This window comes from Paraburkholderia eburnea (genome assembly GCF_002917095.1).
GTDB classification, from domain to species: domain Bacteria; phylum Pseudomonadota; class Gammaproteobacteria; order Burkholderiales; family Burkholderiaceae; genus Paraburkholderia; species Paraburkholderia eburnea.
Genome location: NZ_PQGA01000023.1, coordinates 31,668 through 44,406, shown reverse-complemented (window position 1 = coordinate 44,406; position 12,739 = coordinate 31,668). Strand labels below are relative to the sequence as shown.

Below are 12,739 nucleotides of genomic sequence, written 5' to 3'. Positions count from 1 at the left end.
CGCTGCGCCCACGCGTGGACGGGGGCGCAGATAAAGAAAAAGCCCCGCAAACTTCGCGGGGCTTTCCTTGCGTCGATTGCTAGCAGCGAAAACTCAGGCTGCTACCGGAACGACGTTGACGGTGTGCTTGTTAGCAGCGCCCTTGGTCGTGAAAGCGACGTGGCCGTCGACCAGCGCGAAGAGCGTGTGGTCCTTGCCGATGCCGACGTTCAGGCCCGGGTGCATACGCGTACCGCGCTGGCGAACGATGATGCCGCCTGCGAGGATTGCCTGGCCGCCGAACACCTTCACGCCAAGTCGTTTCGACTCTGAGTCGCGGCCGTTACGTGACGACCCGCCTGCCTTTTTGTGTGCCATTTGTTTGCTCCTTTACCTGCGTGCGCTTACGCGTTGATCGCGTCGATGCGCAGTTCGGTGTAGTTCTGGCGGTGGCCGCCATGCTTCTGGTAGTGCTTCCGGCGACGCATCTTGAAGATGGTCACTTTGGCGTGTCGGCCTTGCGACACAACGGTGGCCTTGACGGAAGCCCCACTGACCAGCGGCGTACCGAACTTAATCGATTCGCCTTCGCCCACTGCGAGCACCTGGTCGAGCGTGATTTCTGCGTCAATGTCAGCCGGTATCTGTTCTACTTTAAGTTTTTCGCCAACGGCAACTTTGTACTGCTTGCCGCCGGTTTTTATGACCGCGTACATTGAGAACCTCACTCTAAAATATCTTTTCAGGCACACTGCGCGCCCGAAACCTTAGATTATACATAGAGTTAGCTGCGCGGTCAAAAGTATTGACAAGTGCGGATCCGATGTTCCTGCGCACGGCGCGGCGGGCGTTCCCGACCGGCGCAAACGCCTTGTCCCACAAGCCCGAAATAGAGGGAACCATCAGCCGGACAGCAGGGCTGCGTCCGGCCCGCGGCCGATTCGCCTTATAATCCGCGGCACTACCTCTATTTGCCATCATGTCGTCCACCGCCACCCCTACCCCCAGCGCAGCGACCCTGCTTGCGCCCATCGCCAGCGACATGGAGCAGGTGAATCGTGTCATCCGGCAGAGTCTGGCGTCCGAGGTGATGCTGATCAACCAGATCTCCGAGTACATCATCAGTGCGGGCGGCAAGCGGCTGCGTCCGGCCCTGCTGTTGCTCGTGGCGGGCGCGCTCGGCGACCGCAGCACGCATCGCCACACGCTCGCGGCCGTCGTCGAGTTCATCCACACCGCCACGCTGCTGCACGACGACGTCGTCGATGAATCCGATCTGCGGCGCGGCCGCCAGACGGCCAACGCGCTGTTCGGCAATGCGGCCAGCGTGCTGGTGGGCGACTATCTGTATTCGCGCTCGTTCGAGATGATGGTCGGCGTGGGCAAGATGCGCGTGATGGAAATTCTCTCGCAGGCCACCACGATCATTTCCGAAGGGGAAGTGCTGCAACTCCTGAACATGCATGATGCGGACGTCGATACCGAACGCTACATGCAGGTTATCCGATATAAGACGGCCAAGTTGTTCGAGGCGGCGGCGCAACTGGGCGCGGTGCTTTCGGGGGCGGATGCGCGCACCGAGGAAGCCGCGGCGGAATATGGCCGGCGCATGGGCACGGCGTTCCAGATCATGGACGACTGGCTCGACTACACGGGCACGGCCGAGTCGATGGGCAAGAACGCCGGCGACGATCTGCGCGAAGGCAAGCCCACGCTGCCGCTAATCTGGCTGATCGAGCACGGCACGGCCGCCGAAGCGGCGCTCGCGCGCGAAGCAATCGAGCAAGGCGGCACCACGCGCTTCGACGAAATCTTCGCGGCGATCACGCGTTCGGGCGCGCTCGATCACACGCTCCAATGCGCGAAGGCAGAGGCCCAGGCAGCCGCGGATGCAATTTCTTCATTTCCCTCTTCCCAATACAAAGAGAGCCTGCTAGAATTATGTTCTTACTCGACGACGCGCCAGTCTTAAAGAAGACGAAGCAAGCCGGAAGAGTGAAGGAGTAAAATTCGGGGTGTAGCTTAGCCTGGTAGAGCGCTACGTTCGGGACGTAGAGGCCGGAGGTTCGAATCCTCTCACCCCGACCAGAATTCCCCTTGAGACTCAAGGACATGAAGCCCAGCCGATGCTGGGCTTTTTTGTTTTTTACGCGTCCTTGGTGGCGAATTAGTGGCAGGCACAATGCCTTTGCCGCTGTTCCACTCAGGCATGAGCCATCGCGTGAAAATCGTGACCAGTTGCGCTCCAGTGAAGGCAACTGGCCCGGACTTTCAGCAACGGGACATCAGTGCGTGCCGAGCTTGTCCACCCACGGCAAGCTATCACCGGCAATCTTGGGCTGACCTTCGATTTGCACGACTTGACCATGCGAGACGGCCGCGATGTTGCGAACCGTGTCCAGAATGGTCTTGTTCACCCACTGGTCAGGGGTGCCAACCAGACTGCCAGCGAGACCTTGCTCAAGACCTGTCAGGCCGCCGGAGCTTTTCTGGAATACGCCGTAGACGTCAAGTTGATAGCCGCCCCTGTACGCGTACAGGCAGCTGTAGAGATTCAGATTGTTGTAACCCGGAATGGCTCGCGTGGCCTTCGACGTCCAGACAGCACCATCGCATTTCGCCAGGCGCATGGTGGTCGCACCGGCCTGGGACTGCGCGGCTTGCAGGAATGCGCCCATGCCCGTACCCGCGAATGCGGACGATGCATCGACCAGCTGGAATCTTCCCGGCTTTGCCGGGATATCCGTGGACATCATCAGCGGCCGGTTTTGCTGAATCCGGTTTGTATTCTGTGCAAGTCCATCGGCAGCGGCCGTAGCCACGGTATCGATATCGGCGCCGGTCTTGATGTCAAATATGTGATACAGCTCCGTGGTCTCACTGCGGTCCGCCAGATACTGATTTACACCACCGCATGCGGTCAGTGCGAGCACGGGTGCCACGCCCGCAATCAGGAGTCTCGTTCTCGTTCGCTTCAATTTTGCCCCGCGTAGAAATTTGATTGTTTTGGTTTATCCGCCTTCGGCCACAAGAATTAGGGCGGCATGTGAAATATCGGCCGCCATTCTTCAGTCTTTAGGGACCGCGACGACGAAATCAGCGGTCGCGCAAGCGGTGCCCACGCAAGCGCATCGCGGCAGCGAACCTGGACGCCCTGGCCGAACGGCCAACGCACTCCCCGCCGCGACGGCCCTGCGGCACCCCTCTGTTATAGTTTCCCCATCCGCTCCCCTCACTTTCTCCAAGCGTGGACCACCTTCCCGTATGGGCGCAGATTGGCGCCGTCTTTGTCCTGCTCGTCTGCTCCAGCTTCTTCTCCATCTCCGAAACGGCGATGATGGCGCTCAACCGCCATCGGCTGAAATACCTCGCGAGCCACAATGCGCTCGGCGCGAAAACCACGCAGAAGCTGCTCGCCCGCACCGACCTGCTGCTCTCCGTCATCCTGATCGGCAACAATCTGTTCAACACGATCATTCCGGTGCTCACCACCTCGATCGCGCTGCACACCTTCGGCCATAACAACCTGGTGCTGTCGATCGCGACCGGCATCGTCGCGTTTCTCATCATCGTGTTCGCGGAAATCACGCCGAAGATCGTCGGCGCCACCTTTCCGGAAAAGATCGCGCTGCCCGCCAGCCTGTTGATCGCGCCGCTCATGCGCGTGACGAAGCCCGTTATCTGGTTCGTCAACATGTTTGCGAACGCGATCCTGCGCGTGCTCCACATCAACACGAACAAGCCGCACGATCAGCGCCTCTCGACCGAGGAACTGCGCACCATCGTGCTGGAGTCGGGCAGCTTCATGCCGACCAAGCACCGCAGCATCCTGCTGAACCTGTTCGATCTCGAAAACATCACGGTCGATGACGTGATGATTCCGCGCCGCCGCATCGAGGCGCTCGATTACGACGCACCGCTCGACGACATCCTGCATCAGCTCGAAACCTGCTATCACAACAAGCTGATCGTCTATCAGGGCGATATCGATCGCGTGCTCGGCGTGCTGCATGTTCGCAAGACGCTGGCCGCCCTGCACAACCAGGATTTCGAGCGCGAAACACTGCGCGAACTGCTCGCGGAACCGTATTTCGTGCCCACCGGGACGCCCGTGTTCCAGCAACTTCAGTACTTCCAGGAAAGCCGCCACCGCATCGCGCTCGTGGTGAACGAGTACGGCGAGATGGAAGGGCTCGTGACGCCCGAGGACATCATCGAAGAACTGATCGGCGAATTCACCACGACCATGCCGCGCAGCGGTACCGGGCGTGGCGGCTGGAACGAGCAGGGCGAGTGCATTGTGCCAGGCAGCATGCCCTTGCGCGAACTCAACCGCTGGCTGCATCTCACGCTGCCGACCACCGGGCCGAAGACGCTCAACGGCCTGATCCTCGAAGTGCTCGAAGAGATTCCCGAAGGCGACGTGTGCGTGCAGATCGGCGACGTGAAGCTCGAAGTCATGCGCGCCGACGATCAGGCCGTGCGCACGGTGAAGCTCTTCAAGCCGGGCACGACGCCGGGCAAATCCGCCCGCGCGCTGCAGAAGGCGAAAAAGCTGCTGCCGGGTCATTAGTCCACGTCTCCACGTCGTTAGCCATCTGGCTGAATGGCGCGCGAAGCCGCGCCAGCCGATCATGAAGCCGTCACTCGCACACGGCGGCTTCGGGCCGGCAATCGATGTTTTCCATTCCTGATCGTTCTGTTGCACACGGCGTCACTCGCACGCCGGCCATCGCCGCTCGCGTAGCCGATGGTGCGGCAAGCCGCGGCTTCGGTGCTGCCCCGTCATCGGCGCCCTCCGTGCCTCTAGCGCCCGCCTCGCCGGCTGCCTCCGACGACGCGCCCGCAGTGCGCCTGCTCGCCGACACACTGCGCGAAGCCGCCCGCCGCAATGCCTCCGATCTGCATGTCGAGCCGCTCGAACAAGGTTGGCGCGTGCGATTGCGTATCGACGGTGTGCTGCATGACATCGCGCGGCCGCCCGCGCATCTGCGCGACGCGTTCGTCACGCGCATCAAGGTGCTGGCGCGCATGGACATCGCCGAGCGCCGTATTCCCCAGGACGGTCGCATGAGACTTGCGCCACGCGGCGAAACCCAGACGCATGAAGACTATCGGGTGAACTCGCTGCCCACGCTGCACGGCGAAAAGCTGGTGTTGCGCCGGCTCGAAGCGTTGCCCGCCGATCTTTCGCTGACCGCGCTCGGTCTCGACGATACCCAGCGCGAGTCACTGAGCGCCGCGATCGGCGCGCCGCACGGCCTCGTGCTGGTCACGGGCCCGACCGGCAGCGGCAAGACACTCTCGCTCTATTGCTTCCTGCAAAAGCTCAACGACGCCTCGCGCAATCTCTGCTCGGTCGAAGATCCCGCAGAGATCCAGCTCGCAGGCATCAATCAGGTCAACGTGCGCGAAAAGGCCGGGCTTACCTTTGCGCTCGCGCTGCGCGCACTGCTGCGTCAGGACCCGGACGTCATCATGATCGGTGAGATTCGCGACGAGGAAACCGCCAGCGTCGCGGTGAAGGCTGCACAGACCGGTCATCTCGTGCTCTCCACGCTGCACACCAACGACGCGCCTGCGGCTATCGCGCGCCTGATCGATATCGGCGTCGAGCCGTACAACCTCGCGGCAGCGCTGCGGCTGGTTACGGCGCAGCGGCTCGTGCGGCGGCTGTGCCCGCAGTGCCGCCAGCCTTCGGCTGAATCGACGGCAACGCTGCGCGCAGCGGGGTTAGCCGATGCACAGCCCTTCATCGCCAAAGGCTGCGACGCCTGTCACGGCATCGGCTATCGCGGGCGGGTGGGCATTCATGAGGTAATGCCCGTGAGCGCCGCGATGCGCGACATGATCGTCGCGCGGCGCAGCGCGCACGACATCGCACGGCAGGCGCGCGCCGAGGGCGTTGCCGCGCTGCGCGACGCCGCGCTGGCCCGTGTGCGTGACGGTACGACGAGTCTCGCCGAAGCACTCGCCGCGACGGACGCGTCATGACTTCGCCCACCCACGCTCCTCACGCCCCTCGCGCCGCACCCGACTCGCGCTTCGCGTGGCGCGGCCTCGATGCTGCAGGCGTCGCGCGGCGCGGCACGCTGATCGCGTTCGACGCTTCGGCGGCGCGCGTCGCGCTCAAGCGCGAACGCATCACCGCCACGCTGCTCGAACGGCGAGGCCCGGCCGCGCCACCGCGCGCGAATCAAGCCGACGTCACGCGATTCACGCGTCAGCTCGCGAGCCTCCTGCGCGCGGGCTTGCCGCTCGCAAGCGCCCTCGATCTGCTCGCCCAGGCGCCGGGGCCGCACGGGCTACCGCGCATCGCCGCCGCGCTCTCGCGCGAGATCACGGCGGGCAAGCGTTTTGCCGAAGCCCTGGCGCAACATCCCGCGCGCTTCGGCTTGCTTTACTGCCAGCTCGTCGCCGTCGGCGAGGCATCGGGGGCGCTCGCAAGCGTTCTCGCGCGTATCGCCGACGATCGCGAACGCGCCGCCGCGCAACGCGCCAAGGTGCGTGCGGCGCTCACCTATCCGGCAGCCGTGCTGCTGCTCGCGCTCGCGATTACAACAGCGCTGCTGGTCTGGGTCGTGCCTACCTTCAAACAGATCTTCGACGGCTTTGGCGCGGCCCTCCCCGCGCCCACGCAGTTCGTGCTGAGGCTTTCGGCGGCCGCTGCGCGCTGGAGCGTGCCTTTTGCCGTCACCGCCGCCGCCGGTGTGTTCGCGCTGCATACATTGCTGCGCCGCTCCATGCACGCGCGCCTGACTTTCGGGCGTCTCACGCTCGCGCTGCCCTTCGTCGGCCCACTGCTCACGACGCTGTGCGCCGCGCGCTGGAGTCGCGCACTCGGCACCTTGCTGGGCGCGGGCACGCCCCTCGCCGATGCCTTCGATTCGCTCACCCACGCGAGCGGCAATGCGTTCTTCGATCACGCGAGCGCCAGCATCAGCGCGCGCCTGCGGCATGGCGAACGTCTCGCTGCGGCGATGCGCTCGGCGGGCTGCTTTCCCGATGACGTGACCCAGCCCGTTGCGGTCGCAGAGGAGTCGGGTGCGCTCGACGCGATGTTGCTCGACGTCGCCGCGCTCGCCGACCGTCAGGTGGACGAAAAGATCGCGCTCGTCGCGAGTCTGTGCGAGCCGCTCATCATCGTGGTACTCGGCGCGCTGGTCGGCGGCCTTGTGATCGCGATGTATCTTCCCATCATTCAACTGGGCAACGTGGTGTAGCATCGCTGCCAGATTACGGTTCCCGCACATGTCCGTCCTTTTATCGTCCTCCGCCGCTTCCACGTCATTCGCGTCGTCCTTCAACGCGTCGCCGCTCGTGCCGCCCGACGCGCCCTCGTCCTTATCCATCGCGCTCGCTGCGTTGCCGCCCGGCGTGATGATGGGATTCGCGATCGTGATCGGCCTCGTGATCGGCAGCTTTCTCAACGTGGTCGTGCACCGGCTGCCGATCATGCTGGAGCGGGCATGGCGCGCCGACGCCGCCGAAGTCCTCGAACAGCCGAACGCGAGCGCAGACCTCTTCAACGACGGCCTGCCCACGCGCTACAACCTCTGGCTGCCGCGCAGCGCCTGCCCGCATTGCGGCCACGTGCTGCGCGCGTGGGAAAACATTCCGCTGGTGAGCTGGCTCCTGTTGCGCGGGCGCTGCTCGCAATGCGGCACGCGCGTGAGCCTGCGCTATCCAGCCGTCGAAATCGCGAGCGCACTCTGCGCGGCAGGCGCACTGCTCGCATTCGGCCCCACCGGCAAGGCGCTTGCGGCGTTCGCGCTGAGTGCAACGCTCATCGCCGCGAGCGTGATCGATCTCGAACATCGCCTGCTGCCCGACGCGATCACGCTGCCGCTCGTCTGGGCCGGCCTGCTGGTGAATCTCGCCGACACCTTCACCGATCTGCAAAGCGCCGTCGTCGGCGCGGTCGCGGGCTATCTCGCGCTCTGGTCCGTGTACTGGCTGTTTCGCCTGCTGCGTGGCATCGAGGGCATGGGCCATGGCGACTTCAAGCTGCTCGCCGCACTCGGCGCGTGGCTCGGCTGGGCCGCGCTGCCGCAGATCATCGTGATCAGCGCGGTGGCGGGCGCCGTGGTCGGGATCGCCGCCACCTTGAGCGGGCGCATGCGTTTCGAGGAACCGTTACCGTTTGGCCCTTATCTGGCAGCGGGCGCGTTCGTCACGCTATTTGCGGGCACGCCGCTCTATGGCGTTTTTGCGTGAGGAAATGAATCGATGATTGCGGTTGGATTGACTGGGGGTATCGGCAGCGGCAAATCCACGGTCGCGGATCTGTTCGCGGCGCGCGGCGTGCCGCTCGTGGATACGGACGTGATCGCCCATCGCGTCACCGCGCCGCATGGCATGGCCATGCCGCAAATCGCGGCGCAATTCGGCCCTGAATTCGTCGCCGCCGATGGCTCTATGGACCGCGCACGCATGCGTGCACTCGTATTCGGCGACGAGGCCGCGCGCAAGCGCCTCGAAGCGATCACGCACCCGCTGATCCGCGCGGAAACCGAACGGGAAGCGCGCGAGGCCAACGGCCCATATGTGATCCTGGTCGTGCCTCTGCTGGTTGAATCGGGTGCGTGGAAGACACGCGTGAATCGCGTGCTCACCGTCGATTGCAGCGTAGAAACGCAGATCGCGCGGGTGATGTCCCGCAACGGCTTCACGCGCGAACAGGTCCTCGCGATCATCGCGCGTCAGGCCACGCGTGAAGCGCGCCTCGCCGCCGCCGACGACGTGATCGTCAATGACGACGTCGCGCTCGACGCACTCGCACAGGATGTCGAAATACTGCATCAACGTTATCTCGCGCTCGCACGCTCGTAGTGCGCTGGCTCGGCGCCAGGGTGCTTTTTTTGGGCACAAGTCATGCCCGGCGAGCGAAAATTTACGGGAATCTGCAGGAAAACACTGACGTAACGGCCTTGTGCCGGCGAGTGCGATTGCGACGGTAGACCCACGGCATTAGAATGTGCTGCAATCCTTCACCGACCACGCCCGAGGCGAGCGCGCTTGATTCTTTACGAGTATCCCTTCAACGAGCGAATCCGGACGCTGCTGCGCCTCGAAGACCTGTTCGAGCGCTTCACGTTTTTCCTGACCCAGGAGGATCCGAGGGAACATCACGTTGCGCTCACGACGCTCTTCGAAATCGCGGAAGTCGCAGGCCGCGCCGATCTCAAGTCGGACCTGATGAAGGAGCTCGAGAGACAGCGTCAGACGCTCGCACCGTTCCGCGGCAATCCCGGCATCGAACAGAATGCGCTGGAGAGCGTGCTCGGCGAAATCGAGCAGACGCTCGCGGGTCTCACGCAGATGCAGGGCAAAACCGGCCAGCATCTTGCGGACAACGAATGGCTCACCAGCATCCGCAGCCGCGCGATCATTCCGGGCGGCACCTGCAAGTTCGATCTGCCCTCGTACTACGCGTGGCAGCAGTTGCACGCCGACCAGCGCCGCCAGGACATCGCCAAGTGGGTCACGCCGCTCCTGCCGCTGCGCGACGCCGCCAGCATCGTGCTGCGTCTCGCGCGCGAATCGGGCCAGGGATCGAAGGTCATGGCGATGCAGGGCAGCTATCAGCAAATGCTCTCGGGCCGCACCTATCAGTTGATGCAGGTGCGCGTGGCACCGGATTTGCGCGTGATTCCCGAAGCGAGCGCCAACAAATACATGTTGTGGGTGCGTTTCACCGTTCAGGATGGCGATCTGCGCCCGCGCGCCGTCGATCAGGACGTGCCGTTCCAGCTCACGCTCTGCAGCCTGTAAGCACGCTTGCACGCGGGCACACCAACGCACGAACCTGCTTTTGCCAACCGCGGCGCCACTGAAACGGCGCCGCCCAGCTACTGATCAGTCGACCGAATGATTACCGTCGTCAAATGTCCGACCTGCGGCAAGGATGTCCGCTGGGTTCCGGAAAACCGTTTCCGCCCGTTCTGCTCGGAACGCTGCAAGCAGATGGACCTGGGCGCCTGGGCCGCCGAAAAGTACCGGATCGGCGGCAATGAAGAAGACACGCCGCCCGACGACGAGGCGCCGCCCACCGATACGCGCCAGTAAGCACCGCCAGCGTTCACGCCAGATAAAAAAGCCGCTGCACGTCAACCGTGCAGCGGCTTTTGTGTTTCTGCCAACGCTTCACCGCTCACGCGGGTCACTCCGCCGCCAGCCACTCCAGCACGGGAATCGTGGCGGGCAACAGCGGCTCGACGCTCGCGGGCAGCGCCTGCCAGGCCAGCGCCTGGCCTTCGCGGCCATGCGGCTCGCCGGTCCAGTCCGTGACCTTGCAGAAGTACAGCCGCACATAGGCGTGCGGATAATCGTGTTCGAGCGTATGCCAGCGATGGCACGCCTTCACGTCGATACCCAGCTCTTCGTGCAGTTCGCGCGCAAGCGCGGCCTCGACCGACTCGCCCTTTTCCAGCTTGCCGCCGGGAAATTCCCAGTAGCCGGCATAGGGCTTGCCCTCGGGGCGCTGTGCGAGCAGATAGCGGCCGTCGGGCTGCACCAGCACGCCCACGGCCACTTCGGTCACGGGACGCGCCTGCGCGGCATCCTTTGCTGGTTCGCTCATGCCTCTTGCGCCTTCTTGCCCGACCAGTCGCGCGCAAACTGCCACGCCACACGGCCCGAGCGCGATCCACGCTCCAGCGCCCAGACCAGCGCGTCGCCGCGCGCGGCTTCGACTTCCGCGTCGCCGCAGCCGAAGTGGCGCAGCCAGTGTCCGACGATCGTCAGATAGTCGTCCTGCTTGAACGGATAGAAGCTCACCCACAGACCGAAACGTTCCGACAGCGAGATCTTCTCTTCCACCACCTCGCCCGGATGAATCTCACCGTCGGGCATGTGCTTGTAGGACTCGTTGTCGCTCATGTACTCGGGCAGCAGATGGCGGCGGTTCGAGGTCGCGTAGATCAGCACGTTGTCCGACTGCGCGGCCACCGAGCCATCGAGCGCCACCTTGAGCGCCTTGTAGCCCGATTCGCCTTCTTCGAACGAAAGATCGTCGCAGAACACGATGAAGCGCTCGGGGCGCGTCGAGATCAGATCGACGATATCGCCCAGGTCGTGCAGATCGTCCTTGTCGACTTCGATCAGGCGCAGGCCGTCCTGCGAATAGGCGTTCAGGCAGGCCTTGATCAGCGACGACTTGCCGGTGCCGCGCGCGCCCGTCAGCAGCACGTTGTTAGCGGGCTTCTTCTGCACGAACTGACGCGTGTTGCGGTCGATGAGGTCCTTCTGACGATCGATATTCTGCAGATCGTCCAGCGAGATCAGCGAAATCGCCGGAACCGGCTGCAGGAAGCCGCGGCCCTGGCGCTTGCGCCAGCGAAACGCGACCGCCGCGTTCCAGTCGACATCGGGCGCCGCCGGCGGCAGCACGGCTTCGAGGCGGCCGAGCAGCGCTTCGGCACGGGTCAGAAACTGTTCGAGCTTGTCCATTGCGTCTTGCGTAAAGAGTTCAGGAACCGAATCAGGAACGGTAATCGGCGTTGATGCTCACGTAGTCGTGCGAGAGATCGCAGGTCCAGACGGTGGCTTCGGCGTTGCCGCGGCCCAGCACCACGCGGATCAGGATCTCGCTCTTCTTCATGACGCGCTGGCCGTCTTCTTCCTTGTAGTCCGGATTGCGGCCGCCCGCCTTCGCGACGAGCACGTCGTCCAGGTACAGGTCGATCTTGCCCACGTCCAGATCCGTCACGCCCGCATAGCCGATCGCAGCGAGAATTCGGCCCAGGTTGGGGTCCGATGCATAGAACGCCGTCTTCACGAGCGGCGAATGGCCGATCGCGTAGGCGATCTGGCGGCATTCGGCGACGTCCTTGCCGCCTTCGACCTGCACGGTCATGAACTTCGTCGCGCCTTCGCCGTCGCGCACGATCAGCTGCGAGAGCGTCTGAGCCACTTCCGTGACGGCGTCGCGCAGTGCGGCGTACGCGGGCGAATCGGTCGAGGTGATCGCGGGCAGACTGGACTTGCCCGAGGCGATCAGGATGAACGAATCGTTGGTCGAGGTATCGCCGTCGATCGTGATGCAGTTGAACGAGCGGTCGGCCACATGCTTGACGAGTTCGTCGAGCACCGGCTGCGCGACGTTCGCGTCGAACGCGAGGAAGCCCAGCATGGTCGCCATGTTCGGCTTGATCATGCCCGCGCCCTTGCTGATGCCGGTGAGCGTGACCGTGTGGCCGTCGATCGTGACCTGGCGCGACGCCGCCTTCGGCAGCGTGTCGGTCGTCATGATCGCCTGCGCGGCGTCGTACCAGTTCGCTTCCTTGCGGTTGGCGAGCGCGGCGGGCAGGCCCGCCTTCAGGCGCTCGATCGGCAGCGGTTCGAGAATCACGCCCGTCGAGAACGGCAGCACCTGCGACGGCTCGATGCCCGCGAGGCGCGCAAGTTCATCGCAGGTTTCGCGCGCGTGCTTCATGCCCGGCTCGCCCGTGCCCGCGTTCGCGTTGCCCGTGTTGATGACCAGCGCGCGGATGCCCTTGCCGCCCTCGCGCACCTTCGCGAGATTTTCGCGGCACACCGTCACCGGCGCGGCGCAAAAGCGGTTGAGCGTGAACACGCCCGCGACGCTCGCGCTTTCATCGACGGAAATCACCAGCACGTCCTTGCGGTTGGGCTTGCGGATATGGGCTTCTGCCCAGCCGAGCGTCACGCCGGCGACCGGATGAAGTTGTGCGGGTTCGATCGAGGGGAAATTGACAGCCATGATGGCGACCTGTCGAAAAGGCAATGCCGGCCGCGA

At 64.1% G+C, this 12,739-nt stretch carries 14 protein-coding genes and 1 tRNA gene; 9 read left to right on the top strand and 6 right to left on the bottom strand.

Annotated features, from left to right (window positions below; all coding sequences use genetic code 11):
• Positions 1-93: 93 nt before the first annotated feature.
• The gene (gene rpmA, locus B0G62_RS26995; RefSeq protein ID WP_103707240.1) at positions 94-357 is read right to left on the bottom strand and encodes a 50S ribosomal protein L27; all 264 of its coding nucleotides are present in this window, start codon (positions 355-357) and stop codon (positions 94-96) included.
• Positions 358-383: 26 nt separating this feature from the next.
• The gene (rplU, locus tag B0G62_RS26990) at positions 384-695 is read right to left on the bottom strand and encodes a 50S ribosomal protein L21 (protein ID WP_007180329.1); all 312 of its coding nucleotides are present in this window, start codon (positions 693-695) and stop codon (positions 384-386) included.
• A gap of 263 nt (positions 696-958) precedes the next feature.
• On the opposite strand from rplU, the gene B0G62_RS26985 reads away from it, so the two are divergent.
• Both B0G62_RS26985 and B0G62_RS26980 read left to right on the top strand, forming a co-directional pair.
• Positions 959-1,951: a polyprenyl synthetase family protein gene (locus B0G62_RS26985; protein WP_103707239.1), complete on the top strand. Its 993-nt coding sequence runs from the start codon at positions 959-961 to the stop codon at positions 1,949-1,951.
• A 39-nt stretch (positions 1,952-1,990) separates the two neighbouring features.
• Positions 1,991-2,067, top strand: a tRNA-Pro gene (locus tag B0G62_RS26980).
• A 197-nt stretch (positions 2,068-2,264) separates the two neighbouring features.
• On the opposite strand, the gene B0G62_RS26975 is transcribed toward B0G62_RS26980, so the two are convergent.
• Entirely contained in the window at positions 2,265-2,912 is a 648-nt protein-coding gene (locus B0G62_RS26975) for a hypothetical protein (RefSeq protein WP_103707238.1), read from the bottom strand.
• Between the two features lie 314 nt (positions 2,913-3,226).
• Between B0G62_RS26975 and B0G62_RS26970 the strand changes: the two genes are divergently transcribed.
• The 7 genes from B0G62_RS26970 (at position 3,227) to B0G62_RS26940 (ending at position 10,047) form a co-directional block, all read left to right on the top strand.
• Positions 3,227-4,552 carry an HlyC/CorC family transporter gene (locus B0G62_RS26970; RefSeq protein ID WP_103707237.1) on the top strand — a complete coding sequence of 442 codons (1,326 nt, stop codon included), beginning with the start codon at positions 3,227-3,229 and terminating at the stop codon, positions 4,550-4,552.
• Between the two features lie 227 nt (positions 4,553-4,779).
• Positions 4,780-5,973 (top strand): GspE/PulE family protein, encoded by a 1,194-nt coding sequence (locus B0G62_RS26965; protein ID WP_244193388.1) that lies wholly within the window; start codon positions 4,780-4,782, stop codon positions 5,971-5,973.
• A complete protein-coding gene (locus tag B0G62_RS26960; protein WP_103707235.1) occupies positions 5,970-7,202 on the top strand; it encodes a type II secretion system F family protein in 1,233 nt (410 codons plus the stop codon). Before B0G62_RS26965 ends, B0G62_RS26960 begins: the two co-directional genes overlap by 4 nt.
• A 28-nt stretch (positions 7,203-7,230) precedes the next feature.
• A complete protein-coding gene (locus B0G62_RS26955; RefSeq protein WP_103707234.1) occupies positions 7,231-8,196 on the top strand; it encodes a prepilin peptidase in 966 nt (321 codons plus the stop codon).
• A gap of 12 nt (positions 8,197-8,208) precedes the next feature.
• Positions 8,209-8,811, top strand: a complete 603-nt coding sequence (gene coaE / locus B0G62_RS26950) for a dephospho-CoA kinase (RefSeq protein ID WP_103707233.1) — start codon at positions 8,209-8,211, stop codon at positions 8,809-8,811.
• 186 nt (positions 8,812-8,997) lie between these two features.
• Positions 8,998-9,753 carry a cell division protein ZapD gene (zapD, locus tag B0G62_RS26945; protein ID WP_103707232.1) on the top strand — a complete coding sequence of 252 codons (756 nt, stop codon included), beginning with the start codon at positions 8,998-9,000 and terminating at the stop codon, positions 9,751-9,753.
• A 96-nt stretch (positions 9,754-9,849) separates the two neighbouring features.
• Positions 9,850-10,047 (top strand): DNA gyrase inhibitor YacG, encoded by a 198-nt coding sequence (locus B0G62_RS26940; RefSeq protein WP_103707231.1) that lies wholly within the window; start codon positions 9,850-9,852, stop codon positions 10,045-10,047.
• 94 nt (positions 10,048-10,141) lie between these two features.
• Here B0G62_RS26940 and B0G62_RS26935 read toward each other — a convergent pair whose 3' ends face one another.
• The 3 genes from B0G62_RS26935 to argJ are packed head-to-tail and all read right to left on the bottom strand — an operon-like array spanning position 10,142 to position 12,703.
• Positions 10,142-10,561, bottom strand: a complete 420-nt coding sequence (locus B0G62_RS26935; protein ID WP_103707230.1) for an NUDIX domain-containing protein — start codon at positions 10,559-10,561, stop codon at positions 10,142-10,144.
• The gene (locus tag B0G62_RS26930; RefSeq protein WP_103707229.1) at positions 10,558-11,430 is read right to left on the bottom strand and encodes an ATP-binding protein; all 873 of its coding nucleotides are present in this window, start codon (positions 11,428-11,430) and stop codon (positions 10,558-10,560) included. Before B0G62_RS26930 ends, B0G62_RS26935 begins: the two co-directional genes overlap by 4 nt.
• Before the next feature lie 31 nt (positions 11,431-11,461).
• Complete coding sequence (gene argJ / locus B0G62_RS26925; protein WP_103707228.1) at positions 11,462-12,703, bottom strand: bifunctional glutamate N-acetyltransferase/amino-acid acetyltransferase ArgJ; 1,242 nt, start codon at positions 12,701-12,703, stop codon at positions 11,462-11,464.
• Positions 12,704-12,739: the final 36 nt, after the last annotated feature.

Bases quoted from the DNA above. Each gene is read 5' to 3' on its own strand.
- rpmA (WP_103707240.1), bottom strand. From the start codon at position 357: ATGGCACACAAAAAGGCAGGCGGGTCGTCACGTAACGGCCGCGACTCA.
- rplU (WP_007180329.1), bottom strand. From the start codon at position 695: ATGTACGCGGTCATAAAAACCGGCGGCAAGCAGTACAAAGTTGCCGTT.
- B0G62_RS26985 (WP_103707239.1), top strand. From the start codon at position 959: ATGTCGTCCACCGCCACCCCTACCCCCAGCGCAGCGACCCTGCTTGCG.
- B0G62_RS26960 (WP_103707235.1), top strand. From the start codon at position 5,970: ATGACTTCGCCCACCCACGCTCCTCACGCCCCTCGCGCCGCACCCGAC.
- B0G62_RS26955 (WP_103707234.1), top strand. From the start codon at position 7,231: ATGTCCGTCCTTTTATCGTCCTCCGCCGCTTCCACGTCATTCGCGTCG.
- coaE (WP_103707233.1), top strand. From the start codon at position 8,209: ATGATTGCGGTTGGATTGACTGGGGGTATCGGCAGCGGCAAATCCACG.
- B0G62_RS26940 (WP_103707231.1), top strand. From the start codon at position 9,850: ATGATTACCGTCGTCAAATGTCCGACCTGCGGCAAGGATGTCCGCTGG.
- B0G62_RS26935 (WP_103707230.1), bottom strand. From the start codon at position 10,561: ATGAGCGAACCAGCAAAGGATGCCGCGCAGGCGCGTCCCGTGACCGAA.
- B0G62_RS26930 (WP_103707229.1), bottom strand. From the start codon at position 11,430: ATGGACAAGCTCGAACAGTTTCTGACCCGTGCCGAAGCGCTGCTCGGC.
- argJ (WP_103707228.1), bottom strand. From the start codon at position 12,703: ATGGCTGTCAATTTCCCCTCGATCGAACCCGCACAACTTCATCCGGTC.